A 17359-nucleotide genomic window follows, 5' to 3' on the forward strand; every position below is an offset into this window, starting at 1 on the left:
AAAGGTAATCATGAGCAGGTTCGAGAACAAGGTCGCGATCGTGACCGGGGCCGGCGGCGGTATCGGTCAGGTCTACGCCGAGGCGCTGGCCCGCGAGGGTGCTGCCGTCGTCATCGCCGACATCAACGTCGAGGGCGCGGAGAAGGTCGCCGCCGGTATCAAGGCCGATGGCGGCAAGGCACTGGCTGTCCGGGTCGACGTCTCCGACATCGATTCGGCCAATGACATGGCCGCCCAGGCAATCGCGGAGTTCGGCGGTATCGACTACCTGGTGAACAACGCCGCGATCTTCGGCGGGATGAAGCTCGACGGCCTGCTGACCGTCGACTGGGACTACTACCGCAAGTTCATGAGCGTCAACCTCGACGGGGCGTTGGTGTGTACCCGCGCGGTATTCCCGCACATGGAGAAGCGTGGCGGCGGCGCCATCGTCAACCAGTCCTCCACCGCGGCCTGGGTTTACGCCAACTTCTACGGCCTGGCCAAGGTCGGCGTCAACGGCCTGACGCAGCAGCTGTCGCGTGAGCTGGGGTGGCGCAATATCCGGATCAACGCCATCGCGCCGGGACCTATCGACACCGAGGCCAACCGCAGCACCACGCCGCAGGCCATCGTCAAGCAGATCGTCCAGACCCTGCCGCTGGCGCGCATGGGCACCCCTGAGGATCTCGCCGGCATGTGCCTGTTCCTGCTGTCCGACGAGGCCAGCTGGATCACGGGGCAGATCTTCAACGTCGACGGCGGACAGATCATCCGGTCATGAGTTCTGACGTGAAGCTCGGATACATCGGTCTGGGCAACCAGGGCGCCCCGATGGCCAAGCGGCTGGCCGAGTGGCCGGGCGGGCTCGTCGTTTTCGACATGCGCGCCGAGGCCATGGCGCCGTTCGCCGAACTCGGCGCCGCCCTGGCCGACGGCATCGCGGAAGTCGCCAAGGCCGACGTCATCAGCGTGACGGTGCTCAACGACGAGCAGGTCCGTGACGTCGTGGCGCAGCTGACCTCTCGCGCCGCGCCCGGCACGGTGATCGCGATCCATTCCACCATCGAGCCCACGACGGCCGTCGAACTGGCCGAGCAGCTGCGGCCCAAGGGGATTCACATCGTCGACGCTCCGGTGAGCGGCGGCGCGCATGCGGCGAGCAAGGGCGAGCTGGCGGTCATGGTCGGGGCCGACGACGCCGCCTACGACAAGGTCAAGCCCGTCTTCAAGCAGTGGGCATCGTTGGTGGTGCGCGCCGGTGAGCCCGGCGCCGGCACCAAGATGAAGCTGGCACGGAACATGTTGACGTTCATCGGTTTTGCCGCCGCGTGTGAAGCGCAGAAGCTGGCCGAGGCATCGGGTATCGACCTGCAGAAGTTGGGCCGGGTGGTGCGGCACAGTGACGCGCAGTCGGGCGGTCCCGGCGCGATCATGGCGCGCGACGACACCAAACCGCTGGCGCCCGACCACTTCCTTTACCACATGTTCGTCCATACCCGTGGACTGGCCGAAAAGGATCTGTCACTGGCGCTCGGTCTGGGTTCGGCTGTGGGAGTGGACCTTCCGCTCGCCGAGCTGGCACTGGCCAACCTCGCCGACGGACTCGGCGTACCGCATGACAAGGATTGATGTCCCCGGACGCGAGGAGGAGCAAAGATAATGGACGAGTTGCGCGCCAAGGGCCTGGCGAAGATGAACGAGGTCTACGGCTGGGAGATGCCCAACATCGAGGGCGACCCGTACTTCGACCTCACCGTGGACCACCTGTTCGGCACCATCTGGAGCAAGCCCGGGCTGTCCATGCGAGAGAAGCGGCTGATGACGTTCACGTGCGTGACGGCTGTCGGTTCGCAGGACCTCGCCGAGATCCAGATCAACGCCGCCTTGCTCAACGAGGAGTTCACGGAGGCCGAGCTCAAGGACATCGGCATCTTTCTGACGCAGTACCTCGGCTTTCCACTCGGTTCGGCGTTCAACGGTGCCGTGTCCAAGGTGGTCGCCAGGCGGCGCAAGGCAGCCGAGAAGGGTGTGGCCGAGGACCGCAAGGCCAATGTCAACGCCGCCGTGAAGATGAACACGGGGAGCGAGCTCGATGACAAGTAGGTACGCGTCGCTGTCGCGTGCTGAGCTCGCGGCACTCGTGCCGGAGCTGCTGCTGATCGGCCAGCTCATCGACCGCGCCGGGATGGCTTGGTGCATCGTCGAATTCGGCCGGGAAGAGATGCTGCAGGTCGCCATCGAGGAGTGGGCCGGGTCCAGCCCGCTCTACACCAAGCGGATGCAGAAGGCGCTGAAATACGAAGGCGTGGATGTCATCACGATCTTCAAGGGCCTGCAGCTCGACATCGGTGCGCCGCCGCAGTTCATGGATTTCCGGTACACGGTGCACGACCGTTGGCACGGCGAATTCCATCTCGACCACTGCGGTGCGCTCATGGACGTCGAGCCGATGGGTCCGGACTACGTGCGCGGCATGTGCCACGACATCGAGGACCCGACGTTCGACGCGACTGCGCTCGCGACCAACCGGCGCTGCCAGGTGCGGCCGATCCACCGGCCGCCGCGCGTCCCGGCGGACCGGACCCCGGCGTGCGCGTGGACCGTCATCATCGACGAGTCCTACCCCGAGGTCGATTTCATCCCGCAGCTCGACATCATCGGCGCGACCAACGCTTACCGCTGCGAGCTCGACGACATCGACCCCGCGGACGAGGGCCAGGCCGACTACTCCGGCCCGCTGGTGAGCGACGTCGACTTCTCGGTGTTCTCGCACTCGGCGCTGGTGCGCATCGCCGATGAGGTGTGTCTGCAGATGCACCTGCTGGTGCTGTCGTTCGCGCTGGCGGTGCGGGCCCGCTGCAATGGCGACGCCGACAAGGAACGGTCCATCCGGACCAAGTCCCTCATCGGTATCTCCGGCGTGGCGGCCGAGCGCATCCAGAAGGTGCTGGACCTGCCGAACGATGCCACCGGGGCGTTGCGCGTACTGGAACTGCACCCGCTCATCAACCCGGCCGCGTATGTCTCCGTTGATGTTTCGGGCGACGAGGCACATGTGCGCCCGTCACCCGCGCATGAAGACGGTGCCTGGGTCACCCTGGTGTCCCCGGAATCCGACCTGCCGCTGCAGGCCATCGCGACGGCCGTCAACCCGCTGCTGCGGGCCGAAGTGTCCGGCGACGCCACCGACTGGACCGTCCGGTTCATCGAAACCGACACCCCGGCAAAGGAACTCGGTGAGGTCTCGGTGTGCAAGGTCAGTAGCGGCGCGGCCTGGGTTTTCGAGGAACGCAAATCCCTGCCGTTGACGGTGGTGTAGCGCGCTCAGAAGTCGTCGAACTCGCTGTCGAGACTCTGGATTCGGCCGGCCACTCCCGACAGGTCGGTGTGTGAACGCTGGATGATGTCGGCGACGTCGCCGCTGGCCTTGCCGATCGCCGACCACAGCGCGTGGTCGGCCGCGGCGGTCGGCGTCTTCTTGGATTCGTCGGCGAGGTCCGTCACCCAGCGCTTGAGCGCGTCGAGTTCGCGGCGTCCGCCGTTGACCACGTCGGCGGACCGCTCGAGTTCGTCGCCCACGCGCTTGTCGAGATCGGCCAGCCGGCCGAGGGCTTGGGCGTGCTTGTCGTTGGCGTCGGCGTAGCGGTCGGCCGCGCCGCCGGTCCAGTGGGCGCCGGGACCCGCCGCCTTCACCTGCTCCTGCAGCTCGCGCAACTGGTCGCTCTTGTCGAACTCGGCGCGGTCGTGCGGAACGCCCTCGCCGAAGGTCGCGCGGGCCCGCTCCCACATCAGCAGGAAGGCATCCAGCGGCTCCACCGGTGCGGACCTCCTCGCGTGCGTCGGGCCTGCCCAGTTTAGGACGAGCCGACCAGCTACTAGGGTGTGGCTGTGCGCGTCCTCGTGATCGGCTCCGGTGCCCGTGAACATGCCCTGCTGCTCGCCCTGAGCCGCGACCCCCAGGTGGACCACCTGGCCGTCGCTCCCGGCAATGCCGGTACCGCCGCTGTAGCCGAGCAGCACGACGTCGACATCACCGCCGCCGACGAGGTGCTCGCGCTGGCCAAGAAGCTGGCCGCCGATCTCGTCGTCATCGGCCCCGAGGTGCCGCTGGTGCTCGGCGTGGCCGACGCGCTGCGCGCCGCCGGCATCGCCACCTTCGGGCCGTCCAAGGACGCCGCCCGCATCGAGGGCTCCAAGGCGTTCGCCAAGGACGTCATGGCCGCGGCCGGCGTTCGCACCGCCACCAGCGAGATCGTCGACAACCCGGCCCACCTCGATGCCGCCCTGGACCGCTTCGGCCCGCCCGCCGGCCAGCAGGCCTGGGTCGTCAAGGACGACGGTCTGGCCGCCGGCAAGGGCGTCGTCGTCTCCGCCGACCGGGAGGCCGCCCGCGCCCACGCCGCCGAACTGCTCGAATCCGGCCACCCGGTGCTGCTCGAGTCGTTCCTCGACGGGCCCGAGGTGTCGCTGTTCTGCGTTGTCGACGGCGAGACCGTGGTGCCGCTGCTGCCCGCCCAGGACTTCAAGCGCGTCGGCGACAACGACAGCGGACCCAACACCGGTGGCATGGGCGCCTACACGCCGCTGCCGTGGCTGCCCGCCGCGGTCGTCGACCAGATCGTCGACGAGGTCGTCAAACCCGTTGCCGCGGAACTGGTTCGGCGAGACAGCTCGTTCTCGGGCCTGCTGTACGCGGGCCTGGCCATCACCTCGAAGGGCCCGGCCGTCGTCGAGTTCAACTGCCGCTTCGGCGATCCCGAGACCCAGGCGGTGCTGGCACTGCTGGAGACGCCGCTGGGCACGCTGCTGAACGCCGCCGCCACCGGCACCCTGGACTCTGTCGGTGCGCTGCAGTGGAAGGACGGGTCGGCCGTGACGGTCGTCGTGGCGGCCGAGAACTACCCGGGACGCCCCCGCGTCGGGGATGTGATCACCGGATCGGAGACGTCGGGCGTGCTGCACGCGGGCACCACCCGCAAGGCCGACGGCAGCATCGTCTCCTCCGGCGGCCGGGTGCTGTCGGTGGTCGGCACCGGTGCGGACCTGGCGGCCGCGCGGGCCGAGGCCTACCGCATCATCGAGTCGATTCGCCTGCCGGGCAGCCATTTCCGGACCGACATCGGCCTTGCCGCCGCCGAGGGCCGCATCTCGCTCTAGCTCGCGTGCAGACGCACAACTGTCGATTTCAGTGCGAAGTCGACAGTTTTACGTCTGTTCACGGGACTACTGGACGAGGTGCGGGGCCAGCCAGGAAATCTCGGCCGGCAGCTGCGCGCTCCAGAACGACGCGTCGTGCCCGCCGGGGGAGAAGCCACCCGCCGCGCCGTTCGGTAGTTGCGCGATGAACTGCTTGGTCGCCGAGTAGAACGGGTCGCTGTCACCGCAGTCGATCCGGATCGGGATACCGGCCAGCCCGGGCAGACCCCACACCGAGTTGGCCGCGTAGTCGGCCGCGCCGTCGAACGCGCCCGGGGCCGTCGCGCCCGAGGACGTCCACAACGCCGGGCTGACGGCGCAGATCGCCGCCGTGCGGGCCGCGCCCAGCCGGGCACCGAGCAGCAGCGCGCCGTACCCGCCCATCGACCAGCCGAGGAAACCCACCCGCGAGGTGTCGAGGCCCTGCGCGGCCAGCATCGGGATCAGTTCGTCGAGCACCATCGCGCCCGAATCCTCCCCGGAAGCCCGCTTGTGCCAGTAGCCGCCACCGCCGTCGACGGCCACCACCGCGAACGGCGGCAGCCCGGCGGACACGGCCTGTGCCAGCCCCTGCTCGACACCGCCGGCCATCACCGTCGCGGCGTCGCTGCCTTTGCCGTGCAGCGCGATCACGGGCCGCAGCGGGACGGTCTGGCCCGGCGGGCGGGCGATGGCCCAGTTGGTGGAGATGCCGCCGCGGGCCTGCGAGACGAATGAACCGGTCACGTAGGTCGGTGCCGGATCTGCGACGGCCGGGGGTGGCGCAAGAGGCGCCCCGACGCTCGTCATGGTCACCGGGGTCGCGGTGACGGTCGGGCGGTTCAACGTCGACCCCAACGCGAAAGCGCCGGCGGCCCCTGCGGCGGCGCCCGCTCCGAGACGGAGGACGGCGCGTCGACTGAGTTCTGCCATGGCCGCCATCATGCCATCGGCATTTCTGAGCATTGCCTAATGGATTACGTGAAATCGTGATCGCCGCGTGACCATTCCTGGCAGCATTTAGTGGGTGATGACAGCAGTCACCCCAAAGGGGGAACGGCGACGGTATGCGCTGGTCAGCGCGGCCGCCGAGCTGCTGTGTGAGGGTGGCTTCGACGCCGTCCGGCACCGCGCGGTGGCGCAGCGGGCCGGGCTGCCGCTGGCCTCCACGACGTACTACTTCTCGTCGCTGGACGAGCTCATCGAAAAGGCGGTCGAGCGCGTCGGAGAATCGGAATCCCAGCAGCTGCGCATGCGGGTCTCGTCGTTGTCGCGGCGCCGCCGCGGCGCGGACGCGACAGCGGATCTGCTGGTCGATCTGCTGGTAGGTGACGGTAACCGGGCGTCCGACCAGTTGATCTCCCGCTACGAGCGGTACATCGCCTGCGCCCGCCAGCCCGGGCTGCGCGACGTCCAGCGGCGCATCCTCAAGCAGCGGTCCGACGCCGTCATCGAGGTGGTGGAACGGTCCGGGCGCTCGGTGCGCGCCGAACTGCTCACGGCGCTGGTCTGCGCGGTGGACGGGGCAGTCGTGGCGTCGATGGTGAGCGACGGAGACGGCCCGCGTGCGACGGCCCGGGCGACCCTCGTGGACGTCATCGACGTCTTGGCCCCCTTCGACCAAGAACGCCGGGTCGCCTTATAAGCGGGCTTAGTAGGCTGTAACCCCGTGAGCATCCCCAACGTGCTGGCCAATCGTTACGCCAGCGACGAGATGGTGGCCATCTGGTCCCCGGAGAACAAGATCGTCGCCGAACGCCGGCTGTGGCTGGCTGTGCTGCGCGCGCAGTCCGAACTGGGCGTGGCGGTGCCGTCCGGCGTCGTTGCGGACTACGAGCGGGTGCTGGAGCAGGTCGACCTGGATTCCATCGCCGCGCGGGAACGCGTCACCCGGCACGACGTCAAGGCGCGTATCGAGGAGTTCAACGCGCTGGCCGGCCACGAGCACGTCCACAAGGGCATGACGAGCCGCGACCTCACTGAGAACGTCGAGCAGCTGCAGATCCGGCAGTCGCTGGAACTGGTGTTCTCGCACGGCGTCGCGGTGGTGGCCCGGCTCGCCGAGCGCGCCGCGCTGTACCGCGACCTGGTGATGGCCGGTCGCTCGCACAACGTGGCGGCGCAAGCGACCACGCTCGGCAAGCGATTCGCCTCGGCCGCGGAGGAGACGCTGGTCGCGCTCACCCGGCTGCGGGAGCTGATCGACCGCTACCCGCTGCGCGGCATCAAGGGCCCGATGGGCACCGCGCAGGACATGCTGGACCTGTTCGGCGGCGACGCGTCGCGGCTGGCCGATCTGGAGCGCCGGGTCGCCGAATTCCTGGGATTCACCGAAGTTTTCACGTCCGTCGGGCAGGTGTACCCCCGGTCGCTGGACCACGACGTGCTGTCCGCTCTGGTGCAGCTGGGCGCCGGCCCGTCGTCGTTCGCGCACACCATCCGGCTGATGGCGGGCCACGAACTGGCGACCGAGGGCTTCGCGCCTGGGCAGGTCGGCTCGTCGGCCATGCCGCACAAGATGAACACACGCTCGTGCGAGCGCGTCAACGGCCTGCAGGTCGTGCTGCGCGGCTATGGCTCAATGGCCGCCGAACTGGCTGGGGCGCAATGGAATGAGGGTGACGTCTTCTGCTCGGTGGTGCGCCGCGTGGCGCTGCCCGACGCGTTCTTCGCGATCGACGGCCAGACCGAGACGTTCCTGACGGTGCTCGACGAGTTCGGCGCCTACCCGGCGGTGATCCAGCGTGAGCTCGACCGTTACCTGCCGTTCCTGGCGACGACCCGCATCCTGATGGCGGCGGTGCGGGCCGGTGTCGGCCGCGAGACCGCGCACGAGGTCATCAAGGAGCACGCCGTCGCGGTCGCGCTCGCGATGCGCGAAAAGGGTTTGGAGCCCGACCTTCTCGACCGGCTGGCTGCTGATCCGCGGCTGCCGCTCGACCGCGTCGAGCTCGATGCGGCACTGGCCGACAAGCAGGCGTTCAGTGGTGCGGCCGGCGACCAGGTCGACGCCGTCGTCGCTGCGGTGGACCGGCTGGTGGCGCAGTACCCGGAAGCGGCCAAGTACACCTCGGGCGCCATCCTGTGACCTTGGCGGGAAGTTTGGCCGGGGTCGACCTGACCGACCTCGACAACTTCGCGTCGGGCTTCCCGCACGAGCTGTTCGCGCGGCACCGCGGCGAAGCTCCGGTGTACTGGCACGAGCCGACCGACAACACCCCCGATGGCGAGGGCTTCTGGTCGGTTGCCACCTACGCGGAAACCCTTGCGGTGCTGCGTGATCCGGCGGCCTTCTCGTCGGTGACAGGCGGCTCGCGGCCATTCGGCGGAACCCTGATCCAGGACCTGTCCATCGCCGGCCAGGTGCTGAACATGATGGACGACCCGCGGCACGCGGAGATCCGGCGGCTGGTCTCGTCGGGGCTGACGCCGCGGATGATCGCGCGGGTCGAGGACGACCTACGCGCGCGCAGCCGGGCGCTGCTGGACGCGGTGTCGCCGGGGGTTCCGTTCGACTTCCTGGTCGACATCGCCGCCGAGCTGCCCATGCAGATGATCTGCATCCTCATGGGTATCCCTGAATCGCAACGGCATTGGCTTTTCGAGGCCATCGAGCCGAGCTTCGATTTCGGCGGTTCGCGCAAGGCCGCCATCACCCGGTTGTCCGTCCAGGAGGCCGGCTCGCGGATGTACAACTTCGGCATGGAGCTGATCGCAGCCAAGCGGGCCGAGCCCACCGACGACATGCTGTCGGTGGTGGCCAATGCACCCGACGTGTCGGACATCGAGGTGTACCTGTTCTTCAACCTGCTGTTCAGCGCGGGCGCCGAGACCACCCGCAACGCGGTGGCCGGCGGACTGTTGGCGTTGTGCGAGAACCCCTCTCAACTGGCACTGCTGCGCGCCGACCTGTCGCTACTGCCGTCGGCGGTCGAGGAGATGGTGCGCTGGACCTCGCCGTCGCCGTCCAAACGGCGCACCGCCACGCGTGCCGTGTCGTTGGGCGGCCGCGATATCGAGGCGGGGCAGAAGGTGGTGGTCTGGGAAGGTTCGGCCAACCGCGACGAGCTGGTATTCGAGCGAGCTGACGTCTTCGACGTGACCCGGAAACCCAACCCGCACTTGGGCTTCGGGCAAGGTCTGCACTACTGCCTCGGCGCGAACCTGGCCCGCCTGGAGTTACGGGTGCTTTTCGAGGAGCTGCTCACCCGCTTCCCGGACATCCGGGTGGTCGAGCCGCCGGAATGGACCCGCAGCAACCGGCATACCGGGCTCCGGCACCTCTGGGTCTCCCTGTCGTGACTTGTGCACGAAAATCCGCGCGCGGCGCGGAAAATCGTGCACAAATCACGCGGCCGTGCGCTTGTGATAGCTGGCGAGGGTGACGTCGAGCAGGCCTTCGGTGAAGTAGCGTTCGCAGCCGCGCAGATACTTCATGAAGCGCTGGTAGACCTCCTCGGATTGGATTTCCACCGCCTTCTCGTGGTTGGCCTCGAGCGCGTCGCCCCACGTCTTGAGCGTCCGGATGTAGTGCGGCCGTAGGGATATGGCCTCGGGGACGACGAAACCGGCAAGTGCGCCGTGCTCGATCATCATGTCTGTCGTCGGAATCCGGCCGCCGGGGAAGATTTCGGTGACGATGAATTTGATGAAGCGGGCGGTTTCGAAGGTGACTTTCTTGCCGTCCGCGTTCAACTGGTACGGATGGAAGCCGACGCTGCTCTGAATGGTCATGCGGCCGTCGGCGGGAAGAATCTCGAAACACCTCTTGAAGAAATCCGGATAGCGTTCGAAACCGAAGTGCTCGAAGGCTTCGATGGACACGATGCGGTCGACGGGTTCGTCGAATTGTTCCCACCCGTGCAGCAGCACCCGGCGGGTTCGGTCGGTGTCGATGCCGTTCAGGAGTTCTTGGGTGAACGCCTTCTGGTTCTTCGACAACGTCAATCCGATGACGTTGACGTCGTACTTCTCGACTGCTCGTCTGGCCGTGGCGCCCCAGCCACAACCGATGTCCAACAACGTCATTCCGGGTTTCAGGTCGAGCTTGTCGAGGTTGAGATCGATTTTCGCGAGCTGCGCGCCTTCGAGGTTCAGGGTCGGAGGTTCGAAGTAGGCGCAGCTGTAGGTACGCGACGGGTCTTGGAACAGCGCGAAGAAATCGTCGGACAGGTCGTAATGGGCTTGGATCTCTTCGAAGTGCGGGCGCATTTCTTCTTGGGAACCAGCAGGCATGGATCCGTGCTTTCCAACGCAGCGCTATGCCACGTCTTTGTGATGGCGGTCTGGTAGAAGGCTGTTGTGGTCGGTCACTTCTGCAAGGTGAATTGGTTGACGTCCACCTGGCGGCGACGGAACATGTCCGCACAGCCCGTCAGATATTTCATGTAGCGGTCGTAGACCTCTACGGATTGCACCGCGATCGCCTCGTCGCGATGCGCCTCCAGCGCCTCGGCCCACAGATCCAGGGTCCGCGCATAGTGCGGCTGCAGCGATTGCACCCGGGTCACCCGGAATCCGGCCGCGCCGGCCTGGTCACAGACCATCTGAATGGACGGCAGACGGCCGCCGGGGAAGATCTCGGTGATGATGAACTTGATGAACCTCGCCAGCTCGAAAGTCAGTGGTACCCCGAGTTCGGCGGCCTCACCCGGATTGATGCCGCAGATGGTGTGCAGCAGCATGACGCCATCAGGCGGCAACGCGTCATAGGCCATCTGAAAGAACGCCGGATATCGGTCGTGACCGAAATGCTCGAACGCGCCGATCGACACGATGCGGTCCACCGGTTCGTCGAACTGCTCCCACCCCTCCAGATACACGCGGCGCGAACGCGTGGTCTCCAGGCCGTCGAGCAGTTGATTGACATGTGCGGCTTGGTTTTTCGACAGGGTCAGCCCGACGACATCGACGTCGTACTTCTCGGTTGCGCGCCGCATCGTCGCGCCCCAGCCGCAGCCGACATCGAGCAGTGTCATGCCCGGCTCGAGGCCCAGCTTGCCCAGCGCGAGGTCGATCTTCGCCAATTGGGCCTCTTCCAGCGTCATGTCGTCACGCTCGAAATATGCACAACTGTAGGTCTGGCTCGGATCCAGAAACAGTCTGAAGAAATCGTCTGACAAGTCGTAATGCGCCTGGACGTCCGCAAAATGCGGTTTGAGTTTTTCTGCCATGGCTTCCTCTCCTGGCCGACGGCCTGGGAATGCTGATCGCGCGTACACCTGCTCAGCCGGCGACGTCGACGGCGCGTAGGAGGTGTGTTGTGCCCTGTACACGTTTGCGGTGCCCGCACGGTTCACGAGCACGACAACTGGTATTCGTTGCCAGGTTTGAGTTGGATGGGTCCGGCGCCGAAATTGATGGATTGCCCGGTTGCTGGAGCGACATCGGCGCAGCGATCAGCAGCGCAGGAATTCGCGGTCTGGCGGCGCCCGCGCTGCTGGAGCGGTGAACCAGAGAAGCCCTGAAATATGTTGCCGACGGCTTACCAGTGAAGCAACGACTCAGCGGCAATGCAAGGGCAAACCTTGAGAATCGTCGGTGTCGTCCGTCAGGACGATGTGGGGCGGGCCGGGCGTAGACCGGCCGACCGCAACTCGAGTGCCGCCAGCTTCCGGATGGCGATGGTGTCGTGGGTGCGCCAGGCGGTCACCGGGTCGTCGGAAACCTCCGTCAACTGTGCCAACGGCCGGTTGGCCAGCGCCCGCAACGCCAGCAGCTGCTCGCCGGCATCGGTCGACGCCAGCGTCACCGCCGTCCACTTACGGCGGAAGAACCTGATCCGCAGCACCAGCCACGGCATCGCGACGGCGAGGATCGGCGGCAGCGCCACCGCCAGCGCCAGCACCCACGCCAGCCAGCCGGCTGTGCTGTGCAGGCTGTCACCCGCGCCGGCGATGTCGACCGCGGCGTTGCCGGCCGACCGCAACGGGCCGCCGAACGCCTTCCCGATCAGGGGAATGCCGTCGGCGTTATGGCCGGCGGAGGCCAGGCTGCCGGCGACGCCGTCGGCGCCGTCGTGCACCTGGCGCCCGACGTCGGCGATGGTGGCGATCGCGCTGTGCACCGCGACGCCGACGGAAACCCAGATGGCGAACCACACCAACGCGACGACGTCGCTGGTCAGCTGGGCGAGCAACCGGCCCGGCGTCCGGGCGTAGGGCACGTAGCGCGAACTCATGCCAACCATCCCAACAGATAGGGTGGTCCGATGCGCCCAGCTTTGTCCGACTACCGGCATCTGACCAGCGGCAAGGTTCGCGATCTGTACCGCATCGACGACGACCACCTGCTGTTCGTCGCATCGGACCGGATCTCGGCTTTCGACTATGTCCTCGACAGCGAGATCCCGGACAAGGGCCGCGTGCTCACCGCCATGAGCGTCTTCTTCTTCGACTATCTGGCCGAGCAGCTGGGCACCGCCAACCACCTCGCGGGTCCGGCCGACGACGAGCGCATCCCCGCCGAGGTGCTGGGCCGCGCGCTGGTGGTGCGGAGCCTGGAGATGATGCCGGTCGAATGCGTGGCGCGCGGATACCTGACCGGTTCGGGGCTCATCGACTACCGCAACACGGGCCAGGTGTGCGGCATTGCGCTGCCGGCCGGCCTGACCGAAGCCAGCCGCTTCGCCGAGCCGCTGTTCACGCCGGCGACCAAGGCCGAGATCGGTGCGCACGACGAGAACATCGCGTTCGACGCGGTCGTGAAGCTCGTCGGCGCCGAGCGGGCCGCGCAGCTGCGCGACGAGACCCTGAAGGTCTACAGCGCCGCCGCCGCGCATGCGTTGACCAAGGGAATCATCCTGGCGGACACCAAGTTCGAGTTCGGCGTCGACGCCGACGGCGGGCTGGTGCTGGCCGACGAGGTGCTGACCCCGGACTCGTCGCGGTACTGGCCGGTGGACGGCTACGCCGAAGGTGTGGTGCAGCCCAGCTTCGACAAGCAGTTCGTCCGGAACTGGCTGACCGGTCCGGACTCCGGCTGGGACCGCGCCGGTGATACCCCGCCGCCGGCATTGCCCGACGACATCGTCGAGGCCACCCGGGCGCGGTACATCGAAGCGTACGAACGGATTTCAGGCCGCCGCTTTGCCGATTGGATCGGCGCATGAGCATGAGCACGCCGCCCGTCGCCAAGAAGGTCGAGCACCGCCGCGAGCACCACGGCGATGTGTTCATCGACCCGTACGAGTGGATGCGGGACAAGAACGACCCTGAGGTGATCGCGCTACTGAACGCGGAGAACGCCTACACGGAGGAGATCACCGCGCCGCTGGAACCGTTGCGGCAGAAGATCTTCGACGAGATCAAGGCCCGCACCAAGGAGACCGACCTGTCGGTGCCGACGCGTCGCGGTGAGTGGTGGTATTACGCCCGCAGCTTCGAGGGCAAGCAGTACAGCGTGCACTGCCGGTGCCCCATCAGCGATCCCGACGACTGGACCCCGCCGCAGCTCGACGAGCACACCGAGGTCCCCGGCGAGCAGGTGCTGCTGGACGAGAACGTCGAGGCCGAGGGCCACGACTTCTTCTCGCTCGGCGCGGCCACCGTCAGCGTCGACGCCAACATCCTGGCGTACTCCGTCGACACCGTCGGCGACGAGCGATACACGCTGAAGTTCAAGGACTTACGCACCGGCGAGCTGTACGACGACCGGATCACCGGCATCGGTGCGGGCGGCACCTGGGCGGCCGACAACCGGACGCTCTACTACGTCACGGTCGACGATGCCTGGCGGCCGGACACCGTCTGGCGACACCGGCTGGGTTCCGGGCTGCCCGGCGAGAAGGTGCACCACGAATCCGACGAGCGGTTCTGGGTGGGCGTGGGCCGCACCCGCAGTGACAAGTACATCTTCATCGCCGCGGGCAGTGCCGTCACGTCCGAGGTGCGCTACGCCGACGCGCGTGACGCCAAGGCAGAGTTCGCGGTGGTGTTGCCGCGTAAGGACTCCGTGGAGTACTCGGTCGAGCACGCGGTGGTCGGTGGCGAGGATCGGTTCCTGATCCTGCACAACGACGGTGCCGAGAACTTCGCGCTGGTGGATGTGCCGGTGGCGGAGGCCCCGCTGACGAACCTCGACGGCGCCCGCACGCTCATCGAGCACCGCGACGATGTGCGACTCGACGGTGTCGACGCCTTCGCCGACCAGCTGGTGGTCAGCTATCGCCGGGAAGCGTTGCCGCGAATCCAGCTGTGGCCCTTCGATTCCGACGGAAACTACGGCGAAACCCAGGAGATCGCGTTCGAGTCGGAATTGATGTCGGTCGGTCTGTCGGGCAACCCGAACTGGTCGTCGCCGCGGCTGCGGGTGGGGGCGACGTCATTCGTCATCCCGGTGCGGATCTACGACCTGGACCTGGCCACCGGCGAGCGAATCCTGTTGCGCGAGCAGCCGGTTCTCGGTGACTACCGGCCAGAGGACTACCTCGAGCGCCGGGACTGGGCGGTGGCTGCCGACGGCACGAAGGTGCCGCTCTCGATCATCCAGCGGGTGGGCGCGCCGACCCCGGCACCGGCGCTGCTGTACGGCTACGGCGCCTACGAGTCCTGCGAGGACCCGCGCTTCTCGATCGCCCGGCTCTCGCTGCTGGACCGCGGCGTGGTGTTCGTCATCGCGCACGTGCGCGGCGGCGGTGAGCTGGGTCGTGGCTGGTACGAGCACGGCAAGCTGCTGGAGAAGAAGAACACCTTCACCGACTTCATCAGTGCCGCAGAGCATCTCATTGCAACCGGGGTCACCCGGCCGGAGAATCTCGTCGCCCTCGGCGGCAGTGCCGGCGGTCTGCTGATGGGTGCGGTCGCCAACATGGCGCCCCAGCTGTTCGCCGGCATCCTGGCGCAGGTGCCCTTCGTCGACGCCCTGACCACCATCCTCGACCCGTCCCTGCCGCTCACCGTGACCGAGTGGGACGAGTGGGGTAATCCGTTGGCGGACAAGGAAGTCTACGACTACATGAAGTCCTATACGCCGTACGAGAACGTGACGGCCCAGGACTATCCGAACATCCTGGCCATGACGTCGCTGAACGACACCCGGGTGTACTACGTCGAGCCGGCGAAATGGGTTGCCGCGCTGCGCAGTACCAAGACCGACAACCATCCCGTCCTGCTCAAGACCGAGATGGCGGCCGGGCACGGCGGCACGAGCGGGCGCTACGAACGCTGGAAAGAAGCTGCGTTCCAGTACGCCTGGGTGCTAGCCACCGCGGACCGCGACAAATATGGCAGCGGCCAGGTAGACGACCTCCTGGACGGAGCGCACGCCTAGGTTCGACGCCATCGACGGCGGAGTATCGGGCATCTGCGCGGCGTAGATGTTGGCCGGAAACATGGCCAGCATCAACAGGAACAGGCAGATCGCGGCCGCGACGCGCGTGGGTGGAAACAGGAGCCCGGCGGCGCCGAGCAGTTCGAGCACGCCGGTGACGGCCACCAGCCGTTCTGGCGACGGCAACTGCGGCGGGACGATCGCGATCATGTCGCGCCGCATGCCGGGGGTGAAATGTGCGACACCGGTCATGAAGAACATCAGGGCCAGGCCGACCGCGATGGCGCTCGGCCAGCTGTCGAAATACCCGACTCCGAGCCAGCCGGCCACGCGTGCGCCCAAACTGCCCAGTACGAGAGCGAGAAGAACGGCCACGAGCTGTGCCTCCATAATCTAGTCGGTGTCTAGATTGAGGATAGCGCTGAACTTGGCGCTGTCAAGATAAGATGCCGCCATGGCCAAGGACAGCTACCACCATGGCGACCTGAAGGCCGTGATCCTCGAGCAGGCGGCCGCCCTCGTTGCCGAACGTGGCGCCGACGGCATCTCCTTGCGCGAGTTGGCCCGTGCCGCCGGGGTGTCGCATGCCGCGCCGGCGCACCACTTCACCGATCGGCGGGGGCTGTTCACCGCGCTCGCGACCGAGGGGTTCACGCAACTGGCTGCCGCCCTCGGTACCGTCGAGTCCGAATTCGCCTACGCGGCAAAGGCTTACGTGCAGTTCGCCCTCGACCACCCCGGCCACTACGCCGTCATGTTCGACAAGACGCTCTACGACGCGGCCGACCCGGCGCTGCGCGCCGCCGAAGCCGAGGCGGCCGCCGCGCTGACGGGCGGCGTCGCGACCCTCGCCGATCCCAATGCGCAGAACGACCCCGAGGGCTCGGCCCTGGCTGCCTGGTCGCTGGTCCACGGTTTCGCCCTGCTGACCCTCAACGGCGCCGTCACCGACGGCGACCCCGTCGATACCGCCGAACGTCTCGCCCGGATTCTCTTCTCCGGCTGAGTAGAACTTCCCGCGAGCGGCCGTGTCTGCGCGGCAACACGCCGGGTTTCGCGTGCAGGGAGGTGTCGCTCACCGCTGCCGAGCGGCCGCGTTTTGTACACATACGTCGGCGTTTCGCGTACAAACACGGCCGCTCGCGCTAAAGGGGAGCCAGTGTTCAGGCGGCACCAATGTCACGGCAACCGCCGGGACACCTGACGTTGTCACACTGCTTACATGGCTGGCCAATTGATCGTCTCGATCTCGGGTATCCGGGAGCGCACGCTGGGCGACGTCGCCGACTTCTGTACCGAACTCGACGCCCGGCAGATTCCCGCGTCGCTGCTGGTCGCCCCGCGACTCAAGGGCGGTTACCGGTTGGACCGGGACGCCGCGACGGTGGACTGGCTGACCGCCCGTCGCGCCGGCGGTGCCGCGGTGCTCCTGCACGGGTTCGACGAAGCGGCCAGCAAGAAGCGCCGCGGCGAGTTCGCCGCCCTGCCCGCGCACGAGGCCAATCTGCGGCTCATGGGCGCCGACCGGGTGCTCGAACACCTCGGTCTGCGCACTCGCCTGTTCGCCGCGCCCGGCTGGACGGCATCACAGGGCACCGTGACCGCATTGCCCCGCAACGGCTTCCGGTTGCTGGCCGGCGACAGCGGCATCACCGACCTGGTGCGCTCGACGACCCTGCGGTCGCGCGTATTCGGCATCGGCGAAGGCTTCCTCACCGAACCGTGGTGGTGTCGTACCCTCGTGCTGGCCGCCGAGCGCACGGCCCGGCGCGGCGGCACCGTCCGGCTTGCGGTGGCCGCCGCTCAACTGCGGCGGACCGGACCGCGGCAGGCCATGCTCGACGCGATCGACCTGTCACTCATGCACGGTTGCGCCCCCGCGGCCTACGAGTGGACCCCGGACCCGGCGTTGAACGAGGCAGCCTGAACCGAG

At 67.4% G+C, this 17359-nt stretch carries 18 protein-coding genes; 12 read left to right on the forward strand and 6 right to left on the reverse strand.

Annotated features, from left to right (window positions below; translation table 11 throughout):
- The first annotated feature begins 10 nt into the window (after positions 1 to 10).
- From QRN63_RS17900 to QRN63_RS17915, 4 genes are read left to right on the forward strand one after another with little or no spacing between them, the layout of a single operon-like run.
- Positions 11 to 763, forward strand: a complete 753-nt coding sequence (locus tag QRN63_RS17900; RefSeq protein WP_267315886.1) for an SDR family oxidoreductase — start codon at positions 11 to 13, stop codon at positions 761 to 763.
- The gene (locus tag QRN63_RS17905; protein WP_285032086.1) at positions 760 to 1611 is read left to right on the forward strand and encodes an NAD(P)-dependent oxidoreductase; all 852 of its coding nucleotides are present in this window, start codon (positions 760 to 762) and stop codon (positions 1609 to 1611) included. Before QRN63_RS17900 ends, QRN63_RS17905 begins: the two co-directional genes overlap by 4 nt.
- Positions 1612 to 1641: 30 nt before the next feature.
- Positions 1642 to 2085, forward strand: coding sequence for a carboxymuconolactone decarboxylase family protein (locus QRN63_RS17910; protein WP_061002502.1), 444 nt, complete (start codon positions 1642 to 1644; stop codon positions 2083 to 2085).
- Complete coding sequence (locus QRN63_RS17915) at positions 2075 to 3301, forward strand: hypothetical protein (RefSeq protein WP_285032087.1); 1227 nt, start codon at positions 2075 to 2077, stop codon at positions 3299 to 3301. Before QRN63_RS17910 ends, QRN63_RS17915 begins: the two co-directional genes overlap by 11 nt.
- Before the next feature lie 5 nt (positions 3302 to 3306).
- Here QRN63_RS17915 and QRN63_RS17920 read toward each other — a convergent pair whose 3' ends face one another.
- Positions 3307 to 3798 carry an EspA/EspE family type VII secretion system effector gene (locus QRN63_RS17920; protein WP_267315883.1) on the reverse strand — a complete coding sequence of 164 codons (492 nt, stop codon included), beginning with the start codon at positions 3796 to 3798 and terminating at the stop codon, positions 3307 to 3309.
- Between the two features lie 72 nt (positions 3799 to 3870).
- Here QRN63_RS17920 and purD point away from each other — a divergent pair, with 72 nt between their 5' ends.
- A complete protein-coding gene (gene purD, locus QRN63_RS17925; protein WP_267315882.1) occupies positions 3871 to 5139 on the forward strand; it encodes a phosphoribosylamine--glycine ligase in 1269 nt (422 codons plus the stop codon).
- A 66-nt stretch (positions 5140 to 5205) separates the two neighbouring features.
- Here the strand turns inward: purD and QRN63_RS17930 are convergent, their stop codons facing one another.
- A complete protein-coding gene (locus QRN63_RS17930) occupies positions 5206 to 6102 on the reverse strand; it encodes an alpha/beta hydrolase (protein WP_285032143.1) in 897 nt (298 codons plus the stop codon).
- Positions 6103 to 6187: 85 nt separating this feature from the next.
- Between QRN63_RS17930 and QRN63_RS17935 the strand changes: the two genes are divergently transcribed.
- Genes QRN63_RS17935 through QRN63_RS17945 form a run of 3 tightly spaced genes read left to right on the forward strand, consistent with a single transcriptional unit; the run spans position 6188 to position 9459 of the window.
- On the forward strand, positions 6188 to 6802 hold the full coding sequence (locus tag QRN63_RS17935) for a TetR/AcrR family transcriptional regulator (protein ID WP_267316643.1): 615 nt from the start codon (positions 6188 to 6190) through the stop codon (positions 6800 to 6802).
- 24 nt (positions 6803 to 6826) lie between these two features.
- Complete coding sequence (gene purB / locus QRN63_RS17940) at positions 6827 to 8245, forward strand: adenylosuccinate lyase (RefSeq protein ID WP_267315881.1); 1419 nt, start codon at positions 6827 to 6829, stop codon at positions 8243 to 8245.
- Positions 8242 to 9459 carry a cytochrome P450 gene (locus QRN63_RS17945; protein ID WP_285032088.1) on the forward strand — a complete coding sequence of 406 codons (1218 nt, stop codon included), beginning with the start codon at positions 8242 to 8244 and terminating at the stop codon, positions 9457 to 9459. The genes purB and QRN63_RS17945 overlap by 4 nt, the downstream gene beginning before the upstream one ends.
- Positions 9460 to 9504: 45 nt before the next feature.
- On the opposite strand, the gene QRN63_RS17950 is transcribed toward QRN63_RS17945, so the two are convergent.
- From QRN63_RS17950 to QRN63_RS17960, 3 genes are all read right to left on the reverse strand, one after another.
- Entirely contained in the window at positions 9505 to 10392 is an 888-nt protein-coding gene (locus tag QRN63_RS17950) for a cyclopropane mycolic acid synthase family methyltransferase (RefSeq protein ID WP_285032089.1), read from the reverse strand.
- 74 nt (positions 10393 to 10466) lie between these two features.
- The gene (locus QRN63_RS17955; RefSeq protein WP_267315878.1) at positions 10467 to 11330 is read right to left on the reverse strand and encodes a cyclopropane mycolic acid synthase family methyltransferase; all 864 of its coding nucleotides are present in this window, start codon (positions 11328 to 11330) and stop codon (positions 10467 to 10469) included.
- A gap of 377 nt (positions 11331 to 11707) precedes the next feature.
- Positions 11708 to 12337, reverse strand: coding sequence for a hypothetical protein (locus QRN63_RS17960; protein ID WP_267315877.1), 630 nt, complete (start codon positions 12335 to 12337; stop codon positions 11708 to 11710).
- A 30-nt stretch (positions 12338 to 12367) separates the two neighbouring features.
- On the opposite strand from QRN63_RS17960, the gene QRN63_RS17965 reads away from it, so the two are divergent.
- A complete protein-coding gene (locus QRN63_RS17965; protein ID WP_267315876.1) occupies positions 12368 to 13267 on the forward strand; it encodes a phosphoribosylaminoimidazolesuccinocarboxamide synthase in 900 nt (299 codons plus the stop codon).
- Positions 13264 to 15426, forward strand: a complete 2163-nt coding sequence (locus QRN63_RS17970) for a S9 family peptidase (RefSeq protein ID WP_285032090.1) — start codon at positions 13264 to 13266, stop codon at positions 15424 to 15426. Before QRN63_RS17965 ends, QRN63_RS17970 begins: the two co-directional genes overlap by 4 nt.
- Here the strand turns inward: QRN63_RS17970 and QRN63_RS17975 are convergent.
- The gene (locus QRN63_RS17975; protein ID WP_285032091.1) at positions 15355 to 15801 is read right to left on the reverse strand and encodes a DoxX family protein; all 447 of its coding nucleotides are present in this window, start codon (positions 15799 to 15801) and stop codon (positions 15355 to 15357) included. The two genes, QRN63_RS17970 and QRN63_RS17975, sit on opposite strands and share 72 nt — an antisense overlap.
- Positions 15802 to 15880: 79 nt before the next feature.
- On the opposite strand from QRN63_RS17975, the gene QRN63_RS17980 reads away from it, so the two are divergent.
- Together QRN63_RS17980 and QRN63_RS17985 are read left to right on the forward strand one after the other, a co-directional pair.
- Complete coding sequence (locus QRN63_RS17980; protein WP_285032093.1) at positions 15881 to 16432, forward strand: TetR/AcrR family transcriptional regulator; 552 nt, start codon at positions 15881 to 15883, stop codon at positions 16430 to 16432.
- A 216-nt stretch (positions 16433 to 16648) separates the two neighbouring features.
- Positions 16649 to 17353 carry a DUF2334 domain-containing protein gene (locus QRN63_RS17985; protein WP_267315872.1) on the forward strand — a complete coding sequence of 235 codons (705 nt, stop codon included), beginning with the start codon at positions 16649 to 16651 and terminating at the stop codon, positions 17351 to 17353.
- Positions 17354 to 17359 lie beyond the last annotated feature (6 nt).

Origin of the sequence: Mycolicibacterium sp. lyk4-40-TYG-92, assembly GCF_030209435.1 — a bacterium.
GTDB lineage: Bacteria > Actinomycetota > Actinomycetes > Mycobacteriales > Mycobacteriaceae > Mycobacterium.